Source organism: Micromonospora sp. NPDC049801 (assembly GCF_040656575.1).
In the GTDB taxonomy this organism is placed as follows: domain Bacteria; phylum Actinomycetota; class Actinomycetes; order Mycobacteriales; family Micromonosporaceae; genus Micromonospora.
On the sequence record NZ_JBFAMS010000002.1, the window covers coordinates 326250 to 343575 of the forward strand.

Consider the following 17326-nt stretch of genomic DNA (forward strand, 5'->3'; position numbering starts at 1 on the left):
GAACCGGGCGCGGGCCAGGAGAAAGGGGTACGGCATGGCGGAGGCGCTGCGGGTCGGTCTGCTGGGGTACGGGCTGGCGGGTCGGGTCTTCCACGCTCCGCTGATCGCCGCGACACCCGGTCTGCGGCTGGACGCCATCGTGACGCGCGATCCGCAGCGGCGCGAGCAGGCCCAGCAGCACTTCCCCGACGCCCGCCTGGTGGACGACGCCGACGAGCTGTGGCGTACCCCCGAAGCTCTGGACCTGGTCGTGGTCGCGACGCCGAACCGGCAGCACGTGCCGATGGCGCGGGCGGCCCTCGCCGCCGGCCTGCCGGTCGTCGTCGACAAGCCCCTGGCCCCCACCGCCGCCGACGCCCGGGCGCTCGTCGAGGAGGCCGAGCGGCGCGGAGTGCCGCTGACGGTGTTCCAGAACCGCCGCTGGGACGGCGACTTCCTGACCGCCCGCGCGCTCGTGGAGAGCGGCGAGCTGGGTCGGGTACTGCGGTTCGAGTCCCGGTTCGAGCGGTTCCGCCCCACGATCAAGCCGGGTTGGCGGGAGCTGGCCGGGGTGGACGAGGCCGGGGGCGCCCTGTTCGACCTGGGCGCGCACCTCGTCGACCAGGCCGTGCAGCTCTTCGGCACGGTCGAGCGGGTCTACGCCGAGGTCGACCGCCGCCGCGCGGGCGCCGAGGTCGACGACGACGCGTTCGTGGCGTTGACCCACACCAACGGCGTGCGTTCGCACCTGTGGATGGGGGCGATCACCGCGCAGCTCGGCCCCCGCCTGCGGGTGCTCGGCGACCGCGCCGGCTACACGACCTACGGGCTGGACGTGCAGGAGGCCGCGCTGCACGACGGCGGCCGACCGGACCAGCCGGGCTGGGGCGAGGTCCCACCGGAGCGGTACGGCCTGCTCGGCGTCGACGGTGACCTGCGCCCGACACCGACGCTGCCCGGGGCGTACCAGAGCTTCTACGCCGAGGTGGCGGCGGCGCTGCGCGACGGCACCCCGATGCCGGTGGACCCGCGCGACTCGGCCGCCACGGTCGAGCTGATCGAGCTGGCGCACCGGTCGGCGGCCGAGGGCGCGGTGCTGCCGGTCCCGACGTCCTGAGCGTTACTTCGTCTCCTGCTCGGAGGGGGCCTTCTCCTACTCGGAGGAGGCCTCGTCCCGCTCGGAGCGGGCAATTTCCTGCTCGGAGAGAGCTTCGTCCCGCTCGGAGAGGGCATCGTCCGGCACGCGGGCGTCGTCGTCGGTCAGCGCGTCGCCCGACGGGGTGACGAGGTCGGCGAGACGGCGTTCGGCCTCCCGTACCTCCTCGTCGAGCCGAGGGTTGTCCTCGTCGGGACCCTGCGACATGAGCGACCTCCATCGCGCGCGGACCACCCCTGCCTACCCGGCCTGCGGCGGGGAATGCGCCCACGGGACCTGGCCGCGCCCGGGGTTGATCCACTCCACTTCCACGATGTCGCGGTATCCCGGCCTCGGGATGCCCCCGGATCGGCGAAGTCGAGTTGATCGAGCGCTCTCGGCTTGATCACTTGATGCTCACCAGTTCCAGGAAGCCTCTCCGAACTGGTGAGCATCAAGTGATCAAGGAAGACGAAGGGCGCGCCGATCAGGTGGGCGACTTCTCCGCGACCCACAGGCCGCGACCCTGAAGACCTATGACCAGACCACGAGTCTGTAGGACGATGACCGCCCTCTGGACCGTGGTCACGCTGACGTCATAGAGGGCGGAGAGTTCGTTGTACGTGGGCAGCCGCTCACCCGGCGCGTACTCCCCACTTGCGATGCGTGCGGCGAGATCCTCGGCCACCTCGCGGTATCCGCCAGTCGGTATGGGCATGTGAAGGTTCCTTCGTTCGGCACCTTCCATCGGATCACGCCGATCACACCCCTTCAAGACCAACATTGCCTTAGGTACTAAAGGTCTCTAATGTCAAGCGAAGGTGGTCGGTTCCTTCGTTCGGCAAACGGTGGAGCCTGACCCCGGCACCCGCTCAGGGGATTGGCGCGATCGGTTCGCCAACCTCTGGGCGGGACTCATCGTGATATCGCGAAAGGTGCCGAGCATGCCGATCGACGAACCCGTGTCCAGGGCCACCGAGCTTTTCACCGCCAAACGCGTGCTCGACACGCACTGGACGGATGCGCTCGACTCACCGTGGCGGGCAGGTGGGTGCCTGGAATGCAGAGGGCGGGACGACTGTCCTCAGCTTGAGTGGGCATCGGCCCTCGCGGCAGAGGTCGCCGCGATCATGATTCAGAAGGGGTGACCTCGGGGCGCGAAAAGGGGGTGGGGTCGAGCACCGGGTGGGCCGGGGGGCGCGGGGGGCGTTGCCGGCCCGACCCGGTGCCGGATCAGCGCTGCTTCAGCTCGCGCCAGGATGGGTGCGTACCGCGCCAGGCGTCGGCGAGGATGGTCGCCGAGGCCCGGCTGGGGCACTGCTGCACCCGCTCACGGCCCGACGCCCCACCGATCTGGGCGCGAACCTCCCAACCTTGCCCGTCAGTACGGATGTACACGTCCCGGCGCCCGCGCGGGGTCGTGTCACCGTTCCACCAGTGTTCCTCCACCTTCATTCGCCGACCGTATAGCAATTTTCGCGCCGGGGGTACGGCGCAGGTGGGCAGATACGGGGTCGATAGCCGCAATCCGGGCGCAGATCCACCTGTGTGTCGACGGGGAGGAACCGCAACGGCGGCTCCTCCCCGTCTGAGCGATGACTCAGGAGCGACTCAGATGCCGTTCAGCACACTGGCCAGGGTGTTGGCCAGCTTGTCCTGACCCGAGGGGCTGGGATGTGGCGACCCTCCCTCGGCGGTGATCTGAATGTCACCCGGCGTGAACGGTGGTGGAAGCGCCACCCGTACGGCCGGGTCGAACGGGACTCCCATCTGGATGGCCCAGTTGAGGTCGCTGATCACGCCCCGCACGGTGCCCACCCAGAGCGGGTCGATCAACGGCGACAGCATCGACACCGGTTGCGGCGGTACGTAGGTCAGCAGAGCCGCCGGCAGGTACGCCTTGAGCTGCATCCAGCCGTACTGCCCGATGTCGATGTTGGCCGGTGTGATGTCGTAGTAGAGCATCCACACCACCTTGTCGGCGCCGGCCGCCAACAGGGAGTTGACGATGAAGGTGGCATCGGCGCTGACGCCGGCGTACTGGCTCGGGCCGTCGTAGCGGGGCACCTGGACGTTGATGTAGTAGTCCTCGCCGACCGGCAGGTCGAGCCAGAAGTTGCAGCCGCCGCCGTTGGTGACGATGCCGGCCTTGCCACCCTGGGCCGCCCACTCGAAGCGGAACACGCCGTACGGGTCCAGGGTTTCCGCCGCGAACTCGTAACCCCGGCACTTCGCCAGCCGGGTCAGCACCGTCGTCCAGTTGGTGTTGTTCACGCCGCCGGTCGTGACGTGGTACGCGTCGTGCTTGTCGCTCTTCGCCTTGGCGATGCGGGCCGTGGCGAGACCGAGCGGACTGGCCACCCGGGCCCACGGGTTGCCGCACGAGTCGGGGCCGGCCCGGCCGGCGATGATGTCGCCGGTGCCGTACCCGGTCCGGGCGTAGTTGTCGTAGTCGACGATGCTGCCGTTCATGTCGTAGTAGCGCCGGGCGTAGCTGTAGACGCCGTTGTTGCCGGGCATGCCCCGATCGTCGAACGAGGTGTTCGGGCAGCCGGGACCCATGAACCCAAAGCCGAACTGGTGGTGCGACGAGCTGATCGAGTCGCCGGTGACGGTGAGGACGGTGTCATCCTCGACGGTCTGCACCTCGCGGCAGCGGATGCGGTCCTTGTTGGCGTCCACGAGGGTGGGGTTGCCGTTGACCTGCGGGCAGCCGGTCGGCGGCGGCGGTGGCGGCGACCCCGGCCCGCCGGTGGGCCAGGGCGGCCCGTCGGTGGGGTCGGTCGGGTTGCTGGGTGACGACGACCCACTGGGTGAGGCGCTGCTCGACGGTGAGGAACTGCCCGACGGCGACGCGCTGCCCGACGGCGACGCACTGCCGGACGGCGAGGCACTGCCCGACGGCGACGCGCTCCCCGAGGGAGACGAGCTACCCGACGGCGACGCACTCCCCGAGGGAGACGCACTCCCCGACGGCGACGAACTGCCCGACGGCGACGAGCTACCCGACGGCGACGCACTCCCCGAGGGAGACGCACTCCCCGACGGTGACGCGCTGCCCGACGGAGACGCGCTGCCCGAGGGGCAGGGCGTGCCGCTGGGCGACGAGGTGGGCGAACCGCTGGGCGAGGCCGGCGATGTCGGCGCTGTCGCGGTCGCGGCGGGGGCGCGCTGGGCGACCGCCTGGGCCGTCACCGGCGGTCGGGTCTGCCGGGTCGGCGACGCCGACGCCGAGGCCGACGCCGACGCCGAACCGGTCGGGGTCGGGCAGTCGTCGGCTGCCGCCCGGTTCTGGGTACGGATCTGCGCGAGCCGCGCCTCGACCTCCGCCGGGAGCTTCCCGCCCGGCTTGACGCACGGGTCGAGCAGCCAGGTCGTACCCTCCAACTCGCGGGTGCAGGGCGCCGCGTCGTACGACTCGGACGCGGGGGCGGCGCTCGCCGGGGTGGGTGAGGCGCCCCCGGCGGTCGGGGCCACCACCGCGGTGAGCGTGGCCACCGCCAGCGCCATCCCGGCGGCGAAGAGAACGTTCTGGAACGACCTCGTGGGTCGTGCTCCTGGTGGTCCGCTTGGATCCAACTGGCTCATTGCCGTCCTCCAGGGACTGAGTGCACCGGTAGGTTGTTACCGCACGGTAGGGACGCGCGCGGTAACCCGGTAGATCAGTCGGCCTTACCTACTGTCGAGCGGGGATCGCTCGCGGTGACCCTCTGGCGTACGCCCGACCGTCTCGTGACCGAGCACGACGGCCAGCTCCCGGCGGTTGCGGACGCCCAGTTTGGTGAAGACCCGGGCCAGGTTGTTGTTCACGGTGTTGACCGACAGTCCGAGCCGGTCAGCGATGCTGCGGCTGGACAGGGCGACCGCGAGCAGCGCGACGTCCCGCTCGCGGCGGGTCAACGTCGCCTGCTCGACGCCCGGGGCGGTCGCGGCGAGCAGCGGTGTCCGTACGCCCCGGCAGGCCTCGGCCAGCGTCGCGGCCCGCTGCGCCACCGCCAGTCGAGGTCGACCCCGTCGGGCGTACGCCCGGGCGGCGACGCCGACCGCCTCGGCGGCGAGCAGCGTGTGCCCGCGGGCGACGAGGTCGTCCGCGGCTGCCTCCAGGGCCGGCCCGTCGTCGTGGAGCAGACCGTCGACCGCGTCGGCGAGGGTCGACGCCAAGCCGCCGAGCTGGTCGGCGAGGGTACGCAGCCGGTCCCGGACCGGCTCCGGGGCGCCGAGGCGCGCGCACTCGTAGAGCGCCACCGCCTCGATGGTGGGCTGCTCGCTGCCCCGGGCCAGGTCGGCCGCGTGCCGGGCGGTACGGATCGCCGCGGTGAGGTCCCCCTCGGCGACCTGCACCCAGGCGCGGTTCAGCTCCACCCAGGCGTGGAAGATCCGGTTGGCGGTCCGCTCCCGGGCGTCTGCGGCGGCCAGCCAGCGCCGCGCGCCGGACAGGTCGCCGGCCAGGGCCCGTACGCCGGCCAGCTCGGCCCAGTACGTCCGTACCAGGTGGTACTGGTCGTTCTCCTCGACCAGGGCGATGGCCTCGCGCAGGTCTGCCTCGGCGGCGTCGAGCTGCCCCTGCGCCTTGCCGATGATCCCCCGGAACCCGGCCCACACGGCCACCATCCCCCGCGCGTCGCTGGCGACCGCCGCGCGGTAGCCCTCGTCGGCCAGCTCGACGGCCTCGGCCAGCTCACCGGCGGCGTACCAGGCGTAGCAGAGCCCCAGCCCGACCTGGGCCTCGTTCCAGGGCAGGTGTTCGGGCGCCGCGGCGAGCACGGCCCGGCCCCGCCGCGCCAGCTCCGCCGCGAGCCCGAGCCGGCCGAGCATGCCCGCCGCCGAGGCCGCGCCCATGGTCGCCCAGCTCGCCGCGCGTACGCCGGTGTCGGCGCGGGCGAGCACGGCCTGACCGACCGCCAACGCCGCCTCGCACCGGCCGTCGTAGAACAGCACCCACGACCGGGTGGCCTCGGCCAGGTCGTGGCCGGGCGAGCCCTCCGGCACCATTCGCAGCGTCTCGTGCGCCTCGTCGATCCGGTCCAGACCCCAGTAGAGCAGCCCGGCCCGGGTGATCGCCCAGATGGCGAGCCGCTTGCTGCCCGGCGGCGGGGCCGGCGGGAGCATGTCGAACGCCTCCTGGCTGCGCGCCTGGTACTGCAGCACCCGGGCCAGCAGCCACTGTGCCTCCCAACCCGGCCCGGCGTCGTACGCCGTGCGGGCCAGCCGCTCGGCCAGGTCGATGTCGAACCGGTCGATCGCCTGTCGGGCGGCGGCCAACGCGATACCCGGGTGCCGGACGCTGCCGGAGCGCAGCTGCCAGACACCGGCGACCAGCGCGTCGTCGCGGCGGCGCAGCGGCATGCTCGCCAACACGTCGGCGAGCTGCCCGAACACGGTCCGGGAACGGCTGGCGGGCATGCTGGCGCGCAGCGCCTCGCCGTAGAGCGGATGGGCCATCCGCAGGGCCGTACGCGCGCCGGAGCGTTCCGCGACCACCATGCCGCTGCGCTCGGCCGCCTCGATGGCGGTCGGGTCGACGAACCGTTCCAGCAGGGCCAGGGAGAGTGGTTCGCCGCAGGCGACCACCTCCAGCACCTGCCGGGCCGCCGGTTCGAGGGCGCGCAGCCGGGCGCTGACCAGCTCGGCGAGCCGGGGGCTGCCGGAGGCGGTGCCGCGCCAGCGCCAGACGCCCCGCACCTCGTGCAGGCCGCCGGTCTCCATCGCGTCGGCGAGCAGCTCCCGCAGCAGCAGCGGGTTGCCGTCGGCGAGCTGCCGCAGCCGGCGGCGGCTGAGCGCGTCGAGCGGACCGGGCGCGGCCTCGTCGAGCAGATGGTCCACGGCGGTGGACGGCAGCGGACGCACCTCCAGGCGCCGACCGGAACCGGTCCACAGTGAGGTGAGGGCGTCGGAGAGGGGTTCGCCCGCGCGGACCGTCGCCACCGCCACCGCCAGACCGTGCACGGCGAGCTGGTGCAGCAGCCCGGCGGACGGTTCGTCGAGCAGGTGCGCGTCGTCGATCCCGATCATGACCGTGCGTCCGGCGCTGCGCCGGGCGAAGTCGCGTTCCACGGTGACGACCAGCCCCATCGGGTCGGCGTGCGGCCGGGTCGGCGCGGGGATGAGGTGCGAGACCGCGCCGAACGGGATCGAGCGGGCGGCGCCGGTCGCCGACACCCAGTGGCACTCCACACCGCTGTCAGCGGCGCGCGCCAACGCCTCCCGCAGCAACCGCGTCTTGCCCACGCCGGCGTCGCCCACCAGCACCAGGCCGGGCACCCGCGCCGCCACGACGTCCTCGATGGTCTTCAGCTCGACGTCGCGGCCGACGAGTGTCCATTCCCCACGTCCCGGCATGACGACCCTCACCTCGCCCTCGGGGCAGCCCTGCCGTCCACCCTATGGGCAGTCCCGACACTTCCGCTCGACAGCGGTCGATGCGGTCAGGACGAGCTGGTGAGCAGGTAGTCGTCCGCCTCCGGGCTCCACCGCAGGTCGACCGCGCCGCTGGTGGCGGCGGCCTTGCAGAACTGCAGGAAGCTGCGGTAGCCGAGCTTCTTCTCGCTGAAGTCGGGCCGCACCCGGCGGAGCTGGTTCTTCAGGCCGGAGAGCGCCACCGGGTTGCCGGCGCTGCCCAGGTCGCCCACCACGCCCCGGAGCAGGCCGAACGCCACCTCCCGGTCGCCGTGCTCGGGCAGGGACACCTCCGGGTCACCCTTGGCGGGCCCCTCGGCCAGGTCGACCACGTTGTGCTCGGCGAGGTGGCGCAGCAGCTCGCCGAAGGTACGGAAGCCGTAGTCGGACTCGCTGAAGGTCGGGTCCTTGCGCAGCAGGGTGCGCTTGAGCCGGGAGGCGGTCACCTCGCCGCTCGCGCTGCCCTGCAGACCGGCCACCGTCTGGGCGACCTGCACGGCGAGCGTGTCGACGTCCCGGCCGGGCTCCTCCCCCACCGGCGGCTCCTCCACCTCCGGCTCCCGCTGCTGCTCCGGCCCGGTCGGCCGCTGGTCGGGGCCGGTCTGCCGGACCGGCCGGGCATGCCGGGCGCGGACGGGCGGGATGTCCACGCCCTCCAGCCGGTCGTAGTACAGGAACTCGTCGCAGGCCGGTGGCAGCAGCGCCGACGTGGACCCCTCCACCCCGACGCCGATGACCCGCTTGTTGAGCTCACGGAGCTTGTGGACGAGCGGCGTGAAGTCGCTGTCGCCGCTACAGATGACGAAGGTGGAGATGTAGTCGCGTTCGAACGCCAACTCGATCGCGTCGACGGCCATCTTGATGTCGGCGGCGTTCTTGCGGGACGCCCCCATCCGCTGCGGGATCTCGATCAGCTCCACGTGGGACCGGGTGAGCATCCGGCGGTCCTCGTCGAAGTACGACCAGTCGGCGTACGCCCGGCGCACCACGACCCGCCCGCGCTCGGCCAACGCGTCGGCGATCGGCCGGAAGTCGAAGGCCCCGCCGCCACGATGGTCGCGGGCCCCCAACGCCAGGTTCTCGTAGTCGAGGAAGAGGGCGATCCGATCTTCGTGCTCCACGCGGCCCAGCGTACGCCCGCTCCGGCTCAGCGGGACGCAGGCGAGGCGCGACACCGCCGCCGTCCTTTCGTCCAATTCTTGCGGCTTTACAGTCGTCTCTTTTCGTTCGCTGATTGATGTCTTGCAGGAGACTGCGGGGTGCTGCATCATGACGCTCAATGTCGGGCGTCCAGGGGAACGCCGGGCGGACCTCCACCACCACCCACCCAGGAGGGTCACCGATGTCTCGCAGCATCCTGCCGGCGCGCCGACGCCCGGGCCGCCGCCCGGTCGCCACCGCCGTCGCGCTCGCGACCGGCCTCGCCGTGCTGGTCGCCGGACCCACCGTCGCCGCGGCCGGCCCGGCCACGTCACCCGGCACGCAGCCGGTCGTCACCCGGGCGGCACTCGATCCGGCGCTGGTCGCCGGGCGCGGGGCCGACGTCGACTTCGTCGAACAGGAGGCCGAGAACGCCCGCACCAACGGCGAGATCATCGGCCCCGACCGGTCCGCCTACACCCTGCCCGCCGAGGCGTCCGGCCGCCGGGCCGTCCGACTCACCCCGGGCGAGTACGTCGAGTTCGTCCTGCCCAGCGCCGCCAACGGGATCACCGTGCGGTACAGCATCCCGGACGCGCCGTCCGGCGGCGGGATGACCGCGCCGCTGACGGTCGCCGTCAACGGCAAGCACGTGCGCACCATGACGCTGACCTCGCAGTACTCGTGGCTCTACAACCAGTACCCGTTCACCAACGACCCGCAGGCCGGCCTGCTGCACCCGGACTGGTGGATCACCGAGTGCCAGTGCGTGCCGTCGGCCACCACGCCGTACCCGAGCATCACCACGCCGTTCCGGCCCACCCACTTCTACGACGAGCAGCGACTGCTGCTCGGGCGCACCTACCGGGCCGGTGACAAGGTCCGGCTCACCGCGCCGACCGGCACCGCCGCCGCCTGGACGGTCATCGACCTGCTCGACTCCGAACTGGTCGCGCCGCCGCGGGTACGGCTGCTCGCGGCGAACGTCCTCGCGTTCGGCGCCGACCCGACCGGCCGACGGGACTCCGCCGACGCGATCGACAAGGCCATCGCCTTCGCCCGCCGCACCCACCTGAAGGTGTACATCCCGCCGGGCACGTACCAGGTCAACCGGCACATCATCGTCGACGACGTGACGATCGAGGGCGCCGGCAACTGGCACACCATCATCAAGGGCCGCGAGGTCGCCCTGTCGACCCCCGCGCCGGACGGCTCGGTGCACACCGGCGTCGGGTTCTACGGCCGCGACGCCGCCGACGGCGGCAGCCGCAACGTGCACCTGTCCGGCTTCGCCATCGAGGGCGACGTCCGCGAGCGCATCGACACCGATCAGGTCAACGCCATCGGTGGCGCGATGAGTGACTCCACCATTGACGGGCTGCACCTGCGGCACACCAAGGTCGGCGTGTGGTTCGACGGGCCGATGCGCAACGTCCGGATCACCAACACCATCATCGTCGACCAGATCGCCGACGCGCTCAATTTCCACACCGGCGTGACCGACTCTCTCGTCGCGCACACCTTCGTCCGCAACACCGGCGACGACGGCCTGGCGATGTGGTCGGAGAAGACCGCCAACGCCCGCAACACGTTCGACCACAACACCGTGCAGTCTCCGACGCTGGCCAACGGCATCGCCATCTACGGCGGCACCGACACGACCGTCTCGCACAACCTCGTCGCCGACCCGGTCCGCGAGGGCAGCGGCCTGCACGCCGGCGCCCGCTTCGGCGCGGAGCCGTTCGCCGGGTACCTGCGGTTCACCGGCAACACCACGGCCCGTGCCGGCACGTACGAGCTGAACTGGAACATCGGGCTCGGCGCCATCTGGATGTTCGCGCTGGACCGCAGCATCGACGCGGCCATCGAGGTCACCGGCGACGCGTACCTGGACAGCACCTACAACGCGATCATGCTGGTCAGCGACTGGCCGGTGAAGGACCTCTACTCGATCACCAACGTGCGCTTCCGCGACGTCCGGGTCGACGGCACGGGCACCTCGGTGGTCAGCGCCCGCACGGCCGGCTCTGCCTCGTTCGCCAACGTGGACGCCCGCAACGTGGGCGCGGTCGGCGTCAACAACTGCGGGTCGTTCCACTTCACCCCGGCCGGCTCGGAGTTCACACTGACCGACCTGGGTGGCAACGACGGCGGCTGGCTCGCGCCGTGGCTGCTGCCCAACACGATCACCTGCGACGACCGGCCGCCGGTCGCACCGCCGCCGCCTCCGGCACAGTGGTGAACGCGGTGGGCGGCCCGGTCGACCGGGCCGCCCACCGCCGTCTAACGCGTGCGGACGTACGCCAGCGGCACGGTCGTCGGCTGGCCGTCCCAGGAACCGCGCAGGGTGACGCCCCGAACCTCGCCCGCCCCGGCGACCGGCCGGCGGACGACGACCAGCTCCACCGCGTCGGTGACGATGACGGTGTCGTCCCCGTCGACGACCCGCCGGACCGCGCCGACCTCCGGCACGTCCCCGCCGCCGTCGACGTCGATCGTCATCGCCGGCGCTCGCACCTCGCGCCGACCGTCGACCTCGAAGTACTGCTCCGCCTGGCCGGCGCCGCTCAGGACGGCGTGGGTCAGCGCCGCCGCGTACACCGGGTCGGCGCAGGCGTCGTACACCCAGCGGCGGCCGAGCGCCGAATGATCGGTGGTACCGACCAGCCACTCGTCGGCGTCGTCGAGCGGCGCGGCGCGGTAGGTCAGTGGAACCTGGTGGACCGGCCCGTCGGCGGCGGAGACCAGGATCGTCTCCACGCCGACCTCGCCGGCCGGGTCGTCGAAGCGGTACGCCCCCCTACTCACCACCTCGACGCCGGCCGGTCCCCGGTACCAGGGTCGGTCGGGCAGCCAGGTCGTCAGCAGTTCGAGCTTCGTGGGGCGCAGTGTCGCCCGGTGCAGCAGTGCCATGCGTCCGGAGCCTAGTCAGAACCCCGCGCACGGGTTGCCGCCCACGGTGCACCCCTCTGGCTCCCGGGCCTTGGGTCGGCTGTCGCGGACGTCGAAGCGGATCGTCCGCGACCCGCCGGCCGGCAGGGCCGCGCCGGTGAGGGTGAGCACCTGCCCGTCCCGGGACGAGTCCGCCCCGTCGACGTCGTCCACGCTGCTGCCCTCGGCCAGGGTCACCACCACGACCCACTGCTCGACGGGCGCGGGCCCCGGATTGTCCACCACCACCTCCCCGGTGTAGCCGAACAGCCGACTGGAGGCGGTGTCGTACCGCGCGACCACCGGGGGCGGGGGCGGCGGCCCGGTGGGAGTGGAAGTGGGCGACGGCTTCGCCGACGCGGTACGCGTCGGACGGGCGCTGGTCGGCGTCGCGGTGCGCGACGGGCGTGCGGAGGCCGTGGCCCTGGGTTGTGTGGTCGGCGTCGCCGCCACGACGCTCGGTTGCGGTGGCGTCGGGGTCGGCGACGAGGTGGGCGCGGTCACCGGGTTCGACTCGTCCGGCAGCGTCAGCCACGTTATTGCCCCGGCCGCCAGCAGCACCCCGACGAGCCCGACGACGACCGTCCGCCGCCGACGCCGAGCCGGACCGGTCGCCGCCGCGATCACCGGCAGTTCGGTGGTCATCCCGGCCTCGCCTCGGCGCAGGTCGACCTGCTGGAACGCGAGCCAGTCCAGAATGGCCGGCAGACGCACGGTGAGCGCCTGACGCAGTTGCTGGTCGCGGGCGTCGCGCTGCTCGTCCGACCAGGCGCCGTGGGTCGGCACCTCCCGCACGGCCAGCCGACTGCCCTCTCGGGTGGCGGTGACGGTGCAGGTCAGCTCGGTGAGCCGGCCGGCCTCGTCGCAGCGCAACGCGAGCAGCTCCGGCACCTGCCGCTCGGTCACCTCGACCTCGACGTCGGCGTCGAAGCCGGGCAGGTCGGCCGTGTGCAGCCGCAGCCGGTCCGGTACTCCCTCCACCATGTCCGCCTCGGCGAACCAGCGGCCGAGCAACTCCCGATCCGTCAGTGCGAGCCAGACCCGGTCGGACGGGTGGGACAGGTCGACGTGCGCGCCGATCTCGATCACGGCGAGACTCTAACGGGTGGCCAGGAGACTCCGGGGTCGGAGGCCGGCTCAGCCCCAGCGGCCCGCCCGCTCGACGGCCTCCGTCAGCGCCACCCGGGCGGCGGTGCTCAGCTCGACGACCAACTCGGCCGCCGGCACGTCCCGGGCGAGAGGGTGCGCCTGCCCGGCCCACAGGTTCGCCACCGAGGCGTCGCCGTCGCGTCGGGCGGCGGCGAGCAGCGGACGGGTCAGGTGCAGCACCTGCGGGTAGCCGACCGGCGCCTGCGCGTCGTGCGTCCGCAGGAAGTCGTTGACCACGCCACGGGCCCGCTTGCCGGTGTAAGCCCGGGTCAGCGCGGTCGGGGCGACGCTGGCCACCGCCGCGCGGTGCATCGGCGAGCTGCCCGCCTCCGGGCAGCGCAGGAACGCCGTACCGACCTGCGCCGCGACCGCCCCGGCGGCCAGCGCCGCCGCCAGCGCGGGGCCGTCGGCGATGCCGCCCGCCGCCACCAGCGGACGGTCACCTCCGGCGACCAGCCGGAGCAGCGGCAGCAGCGCGTAGTCGTCGTCGTCCGGCATACCGCCGCGGTGCCCGCCGGCCTCGGTGCCCTGCACGATGACGGCGTCGACGCCCAGGTCGGCGGCGGCGGTGGCGGCGTCCGGTCGGGTGACCGTCGCCCACACCTCGGTGCCGCGCTCCCGCAACGCCGTCACGGCGGCGCGGTCGGGCAGTCCGAACGCGAAGGACACCACCGGCACCGGGTCCGCGAGGAGCGCGGCCAGCTTTTCGGGGTACGCGTCGTCCCCGCCCGCCGGATCGCCGAGCGTCACCCCGAACTGCTCGGCCTGCGGCGCGAGCCGCCGCGCGTACGCCGAGACGGCGGCCTCGTCGACCCGACCGTCACCGGGGAGGAAGACGTTGACCCCGAACGGCCGGTCGGTACGGGCGCGCACCGCGGCGATGTCGGCGACCAGCCGGCCGGTGTCGATCATGCCGGCGGCCAGGAACCCGAGTCCACCGGCGGCGGAGACCGCCGACACGAGATCCGGCGTGGACGGGCCGCCGGCCATCGGGGCGGCGACGATCGGGTGGCGTAGCGCGGACAGCACGGACATCCACCCATCCTCCCGTACCGCGCCGGTCTGCCCCTCAACGTCGGTCGGTGTGCCGCCGCCACAGCAGTCCGGCCACGGCGAGCAGCGCCAGCAGCGTCCCGGCGCCGGCCGCCAGCGACCACACCTGGCCGCCGCCGATACCGGCCGCCTGCGCCGCCGGGCTGGCCGCGGCGGGCGACGGCGGGGCCGCCGTGGTCGACTCCGCGGGATGAGCGGCGGGGGCCACCGTCGCGGGGTACCGCAGGATCGTCGGGCGGCTGCCGGCCGGCTGGTCGGCGGACTCGGAGACGGTGAGCAGCGACCGGCCGTCCCGGCTGTAGGTGATCGACTCGCCCTGCGGCTCGTCCGGCAGCGGCGTGATCCGCGGGGTACCGCCGGTCAGCGCGCCGACCAGGTCGTCGCCGGCCACGTCGTACTCGAACGCGTCGGCGTAGCTGCGTAGCACCACCCGGCGGCCGTCCGGCGCGCTCGCCGCGCCGGTCACGACGCTCCGGCCGAGAAACGAGTACGGATTGCTGGTAGTTGTCGACGGCAGGACCACCTTGCCCACGGAGGCCAGCGGCGTGGTGGCGCCCGGCTTCAGCGCGGTGGTCGGGGCGTACAGGACGACGGTGCCGCTGCCACCCTTGGTGATGATCAGCGGACGGCCGGACGCGTCGATCAGCAGCGCCTCCGCGTCGTGTGGATTGTCCGGATACGTCATCCGGTGGAGCACCGGCCGGTCCGCGCCCGGCGCGAGCCGCCACAGCGCGATCGTCTCGCGGTTGCGGTCGTTGTCACCGATGTCGGCCACCCAGAGGGTGCCGTCCCGGCCGACGGCCAGGTCCTCGGTGTCCCGGGGCCGGGTGGGGTAGCTGACGGTCCGCGCCACCGCGCAATTCTTGTCGAGGAAGAAGATCCGTCGGCGGGCCTCGTCGTCGGCGCCGTCGTTGACCACGACGTACCCGTCGTCGGTGGTGACCATCCCGGACAGCTCGTTGAGCCGCTCGTCGCGGATCTCGCACACCGGGTCGCCCGCTTTTGCGGCACCGGCCGCCGCCGGAGCCGCCGGTAGGGCCACGGCCAGCGACGCCGCGCCCGCGACGAGAGTCGCCACCGCCGTCGTGCGGACGCGCCGCCCCCGGGTCAGCCAGCCGCGTACCCGCATCGTCCGCCTCCTCGTCGCGGCCGGTGGCCCGGCCGTCCCGCCCATCCTGGCCGATCGGGGACGGCGACGGCGACCAAGCGCGCGGACCCGACGGCATCCGCGCTCCGGGCCGCGCCGCCGTGCCCGCACCGCACCCGGCTCTGTCGTACCCGTGGTCCATGATCGTGTCGTCGCAGCGCCGCCGACGCCGGCCGCGCGCGCACCACCCTGCATTCTTCTCAACGTGGGAGGCCGTGACGTGACGAACGCCGACGAAGCCGACTGGCGGCGGCGCAGCGTGGTGGCGGTACTGCCGCCCGCCCGCTCCCGCAAACTGGCGAAGGTGCCCTTCGTCGAGCTGGCCGACGGACGTCTGCAGGGCGTGGTCTCCAGCGGGTCGGACGTCGAGCGGGTCTACGTCTCGTCGGTCGCGGCCGGCACCCACGCCTACCAGTGCAGCACCAACAACAACCGACCGTGCGGGGGCTTGCGCGCCACCCCGTGCAAGCATCTGCACGCGCTCGCGGACGAGGCGCTCCTCCAGTACGGCGTCGACCGCGTCGCCCGCTACCTGCGGGTCGACGTCGGCGACGGGGTGGCCAGCGGAGCGGAGCTGCTGGCCCGGCTGGACGGTCAGCCCGAGCCGGCGTCGGCGGCGGTGGTGTTCAGTCGCTTCCTGCGCCACCTCGCCTACCTTGAGGTTCCCGTCAGCACGGCCCCGCTGCCCGAGCTGCACTGGTTCCCGGCGACCCGGGCCGCCCGCTGATGCGCGGCGCCCAGGTCGCGCCGCTGCGTACGGCCCCGGCCGGGTTGACCGACGCGCTCGATGTGGTGGCCGGCTTCGACGACGCCCTCATCGACGGTTTCGGCCGGGTCGGCGAGCGGGGCGCCTCCGCACTGGCCGCGTTCGCCGACGCGCTCACCGGCACGCCACTGGGTGGCCCGGTGGCCGTCGCGGTGGACGCGGTCGTCGCCGGGTCGGTCGCCCCGCAGCACCTCGCCGCGCTCGCCGGAGCGCGCTCGGCGCTGCTCGGCGCGGCACACGACGCCCTGCTCAGGCAGCTCGACGAGACACTCGGCCGCACGCGGTCGTCGTGGACGACACCGACCAGCGTGCCTCCCGAGGCGCCGGCCGCGCTCGCCGGCGCGCGGGCGTGGTGGCACGAGGTGGCGCTCACCGGCTGGCGGGGCGTCGACCACGAGCTGCTCTCCGTCGCCGCCGGGGTGGTCGAGACCAGCCTCCTCGTGCCGGAGCTACGACGCGTCGCGGTGCTGCTCGACGGGCTCGCCGCCGAGCTGCGGGCCTGCGTTCCGGTCGCCACCATGGCGCGGGTGCCGGCACGCCGGTGGGCCGATCTCTGGGCTCGCGGGGTCCTGCTCGCCGAGGGCACGCCACCGCCCGAGGCGACGCCCTCGGTCTCCGGGCGGCTGTTGCCGCTCGGTGTGGACGTGCACAGTCACGACACCGCGGTGCAGATCCAACTGCACGCCATCCTGGAGCCGGCGGACGGCGGCCCGGCGCGGCTGGTCCGCACGGCGGTCACCGCGGCGAAGGTCGACACCATCGTCGGTCCGGCGATCTGGCGGCTGTTGTCGCACCATCCGGCGCTGCTCACCGCGCTGGCCGACAAGCGGGCGTTGACCGTGACCGACCTGCCGCTGCGCGGCGGCGACCTGGGCTGGGTCGACGACCGGGTCCGGCTCGACGAGCCCGCCGACCCGTTCGCCACTGCCCGGGTCCTGTTGCCCGCGGCGACCACGGCCGCGACCGACCCCCTGGATCGACACCCGGCGGGCATCGCCGAGCCCGTCCTCGTGGAAGGGCCCGTGATCCGGGACGAGGCCGGCACCCTCGCCGTCGAGGTGGACGGCGAACGGATACCGCTGGCCGTCGACAGGTTGCCGGCCGCCGGTCCGCTGACCGTCGACCTGGTCGCCACCGCGTCCGCCAGCCTGGGGCTCCTGCGCTGGGACGACGACCGGTGGCAGCTCCAGCCGTTGGCGGTGCTGGGCACGGTGAAGCGGCGAACGGTGCCGGCGCACAACGGCGACTGGGCGTGCGGCGTCACCGATCCGAAGATCGCCAAGGAGGAGGCGCGGGCGGGCGACGCCGTGGCCGTGCTGCGCGAACGCGCGGGACGGTTGCTGCGCCGATGACCACGCCGATCCCCACCGGCGGGTTCGCCGACGCCAACCGCCGTCAGGTTCTCTACTGGCGGCTCTTGTCCCGCCTCTTCGACCGCGACGAGCAGCCCAGCCTGGAGTCGGCGAGCGTCGCCGTGGTCGACGACCTCGGGCTGCCCGCCGCCCTGCTGGATCCGGCCGTCTCGGTGGACACCATCGTCCAGCGCTTCCCGACGCTCGCGGCCGAGCTGCGCGGCCTGCTCACCCCCACCGACGCCGAGCCCGACGCCACCGGACCCGACGCCATCGGG

General features: G+C 73.3%; 16 protein-coding genes and 1 pseudogene. 7 read left to right on the forward strand and 10 right to left on the reverse strand.

Going from position 1 to position 17326, the window contains the following annotated elements; genetic code table 11:
• Positions 1 to 34: 34 nt before the first annotated feature.
• Positions 35 to 1096, forward strand: a complete 1062-nt coding sequence (locus AB0I89_RS04910; RefSeq protein ID WP_357120237.1) for a Gfo/Idh/MocA family oxidoreductase — start codon at positions 35 to 37, stop codon at positions 1094 to 1096.
• Positions 1097 to 1132: 36 nt separating this feature from the next.
• Here the strand turns inward: AB0I89_RS04910 and AB0I89_RS04915 are convergent, their stop codons facing one another.
• Together AB0I89_RS04915 and AB0I89_RS04920 are read right to left on the reverse strand one after the other, a co-directional pair.
• Positions 1133 to 1342, reverse strand: a complete 210-nt coding sequence (locus tag AB0I89_RS04915) for a hypothetical protein (RefSeq protein WP_357120240.1) — start codon at positions 1340 to 1342, stop codon at positions 1133 to 1135.
• Positions 1343 to 1601: 259 nt separating this feature from the next.
• Positions 1602 to 1832 (reverse strand): winged helix-turn-helix domain-containing protein, encoded by a 231-nt coding sequence (locus tag AB0I89_RS04920; RefSeq protein WP_357120243.1) that lies wholly within the window; start codon positions 1830 to 1832, stop codon positions 1602 to 1604.
• A gap of 226 nt (positions 1833 to 2058) precedes the next feature.
• Between AB0I89_RS04920 and AB0I89_RS04925 the strand changes: the two genes are divergently transcribed.
• Entirely contained in the window at positions 2059 to 2262 is a 204-nt protein-coding gene (locus AB0I89_RS04925) for a hypothetical protein (RefSeq protein WP_357120246.1), read from the forward strand.
• 85 nt (positions 2263 to 2347) lie between these two features.
• On the opposite strand, the gene AB0I89_RS04930 is transcribed toward AB0I89_RS04925, so the two are convergent.
• Both AB0I89_RS04930 and AB0I89_RS04935 read right to left on the reverse strand, forming a co-directional pair.
• On the reverse strand, positions 2348 to 2569 hold the full coding sequence (locus AB0I89_RS04930; RefSeq protein ID WP_355050387.1) for a hypothetical protein: 222 nt from the start codon (positions 2567 to 2569) through the stop codon (positions 2348 to 2350).
• 156 nt (positions 2570 to 2725) lie between these two features.
• Positions 2726 to 3796, reverse strand: coding sequence for a hypothetical protein (locus AB0I89_RS04935; RefSeq protein WP_357120251.1), 1071 nt, complete (start codon positions 3794 to 3796; stop codon positions 2726 to 2728).
• Between the two features lie 4 nt (positions 3797 to 3800).
• On the opposite strand from AB0I89_RS04935, the gene AB0I89_RS04940 reads away from it, so the two are divergent.
• The gene (locus AB0I89_RS04940; protein WP_357120255.1) at positions 3801 to 4775 is read left to right on the forward strand and encodes a hypothetical protein; all 975 of its coding nucleotides are present in this window, start codon (positions 3801 to 3803) and stop codon (positions 4773 to 4775) included.
• Between the two features lie 11 nt (positions 4776 to 4786).
• Here the strand turns inward: AB0I89_RS04940 and AB0I89_RS04945 are convergent, their stop codons facing one another.
• Both AB0I89_RS04945 and AB0I89_RS04950 read right to left on the reverse strand, forming a co-directional pair.
• Positions 4787 to 7453, reverse strand: coding sequence for a LuxR C-terminal-related transcriptional regulator (locus tag AB0I89_RS04945; protein WP_357120259.1), 2667 nt, complete (start codon positions 7451 to 7453; stop codon positions 4787 to 4789).
• Between the two features lie 86 nt (positions 7454 to 7539).
• Entirely contained in the window at positions 7540 to 8631 is a 1092-nt protein-coding gene (locus AB0I89_RS04950) for an NYN domain-containing protein (protein ID WP_357120262.1), read from the reverse strand.
• A gap of 221 nt (positions 8632 to 8852) precedes the next feature.
• Between AB0I89_RS04950 and AB0I89_RS04955 the strand changes: the two genes are divergently transcribed.
• On the forward strand, positions 8853 to 10892 hold the full coding sequence (locus tag AB0I89_RS04955; protein WP_357120265.1) for a glycosyl hydrolase family 28-related protein: 2040 nt from the start codon (positions 8853 to 8855) through the stop codon (positions 10890 to 10892).
• Between the two features lie 41 nt (positions 10893 to 10933).
• On the opposite strand, the gene AB0I89_RS04960 is transcribed toward AB0I89_RS04955, so the two are convergent.
• Genes AB0I89_RS04960 through AB0I89_RS04975 form a run of 4 tightly spaced genes read right to left on the reverse strand, consistent with a single transcriptional unit; the run spans position 10934 to position 14912 of the window.
• Positions 10934 to 11563, reverse strand: coding sequence for a hypothetical protein (locus tag AB0I89_RS04960; RefSeq protein ID WP_357120268.1), 630 nt, complete (start codon positions 11561 to 11563; stop codon positions 10934 to 10936).
• A gap of 15 nt (positions 11564 to 11578) precedes the next feature.
• The gene (locus AB0I89_RS04965; RefSeq protein ID WP_357120271.1) at positions 11579 to 12670 is read right to left on the reverse strand and encodes a cellulose binding domain-containing protein; all 1092 of its coding nucleotides are present in this window, start codon (positions 12668 to 12670) and stop codon (positions 11579 to 11581) included.
• A 48-nt stretch (positions 12671 to 12718) separates the two neighbouring features.
• Entirely contained in the window at positions 12719 to 13765 is a 1047-nt protein-coding gene (locus tag AB0I89_RS04970; protein ID WP_357120274.1) for a nitronate monooxygenase, read from the reverse strand.
• A gap of 34 nt (positions 13766 to 13799) precedes the next feature.
• Entirely contained in the window at positions 13800 to 14912 is a 1113-nt protein-coding gene (locus tag AB0I89_RS04975; protein WP_357120276.1) for a hypothetical protein, read from the reverse strand.
• 277 nt (positions 14913 to 15189) lie between these two features.
• On the opposite strand from AB0I89_RS04975, the gene AB0I89_RS04980 reads away from it, so the two are divergent.
• The 3 genes and pseudogenes from AB0I89_RS04980 to AB0I89_RS04990 all read left to right on the forward strand — a co-directional run.
• A complete protein-coding gene (locus tag AB0I89_RS04980; RefSeq protein WP_357120799.1) occupies positions 15190 to 15657 on the forward strand; it encodes a hypothetical protein in 468 nt (155 codons plus the stop codon).
• Positions 15657 to 17048 (forward strand): hypothetical protein, encoded by a 1392-nt coding sequence (locus AB0I89_RS04985; protein ID WP_357120279.1) that lies wholly within the window; start codon positions 15657 to 15659, stop codon positions 17046 to 17048. The genes AB0I89_RS04980 and AB0I89_RS04985 overlap by 1 nt, the downstream gene beginning before the upstream one ends.
• Positions 17045 to 17281, forward strand: a pseudogene (locus AB0I89_RS04990) (VWA containing CoxE family protein); the annotation flags it as partial. The gene AB0I89_RS04985 and the pseudogene AB0I89_RS04990, both read left to right, overlap by 4 nt.
• Positions 17282 to 17326: the final 45 nt, after the last annotated feature.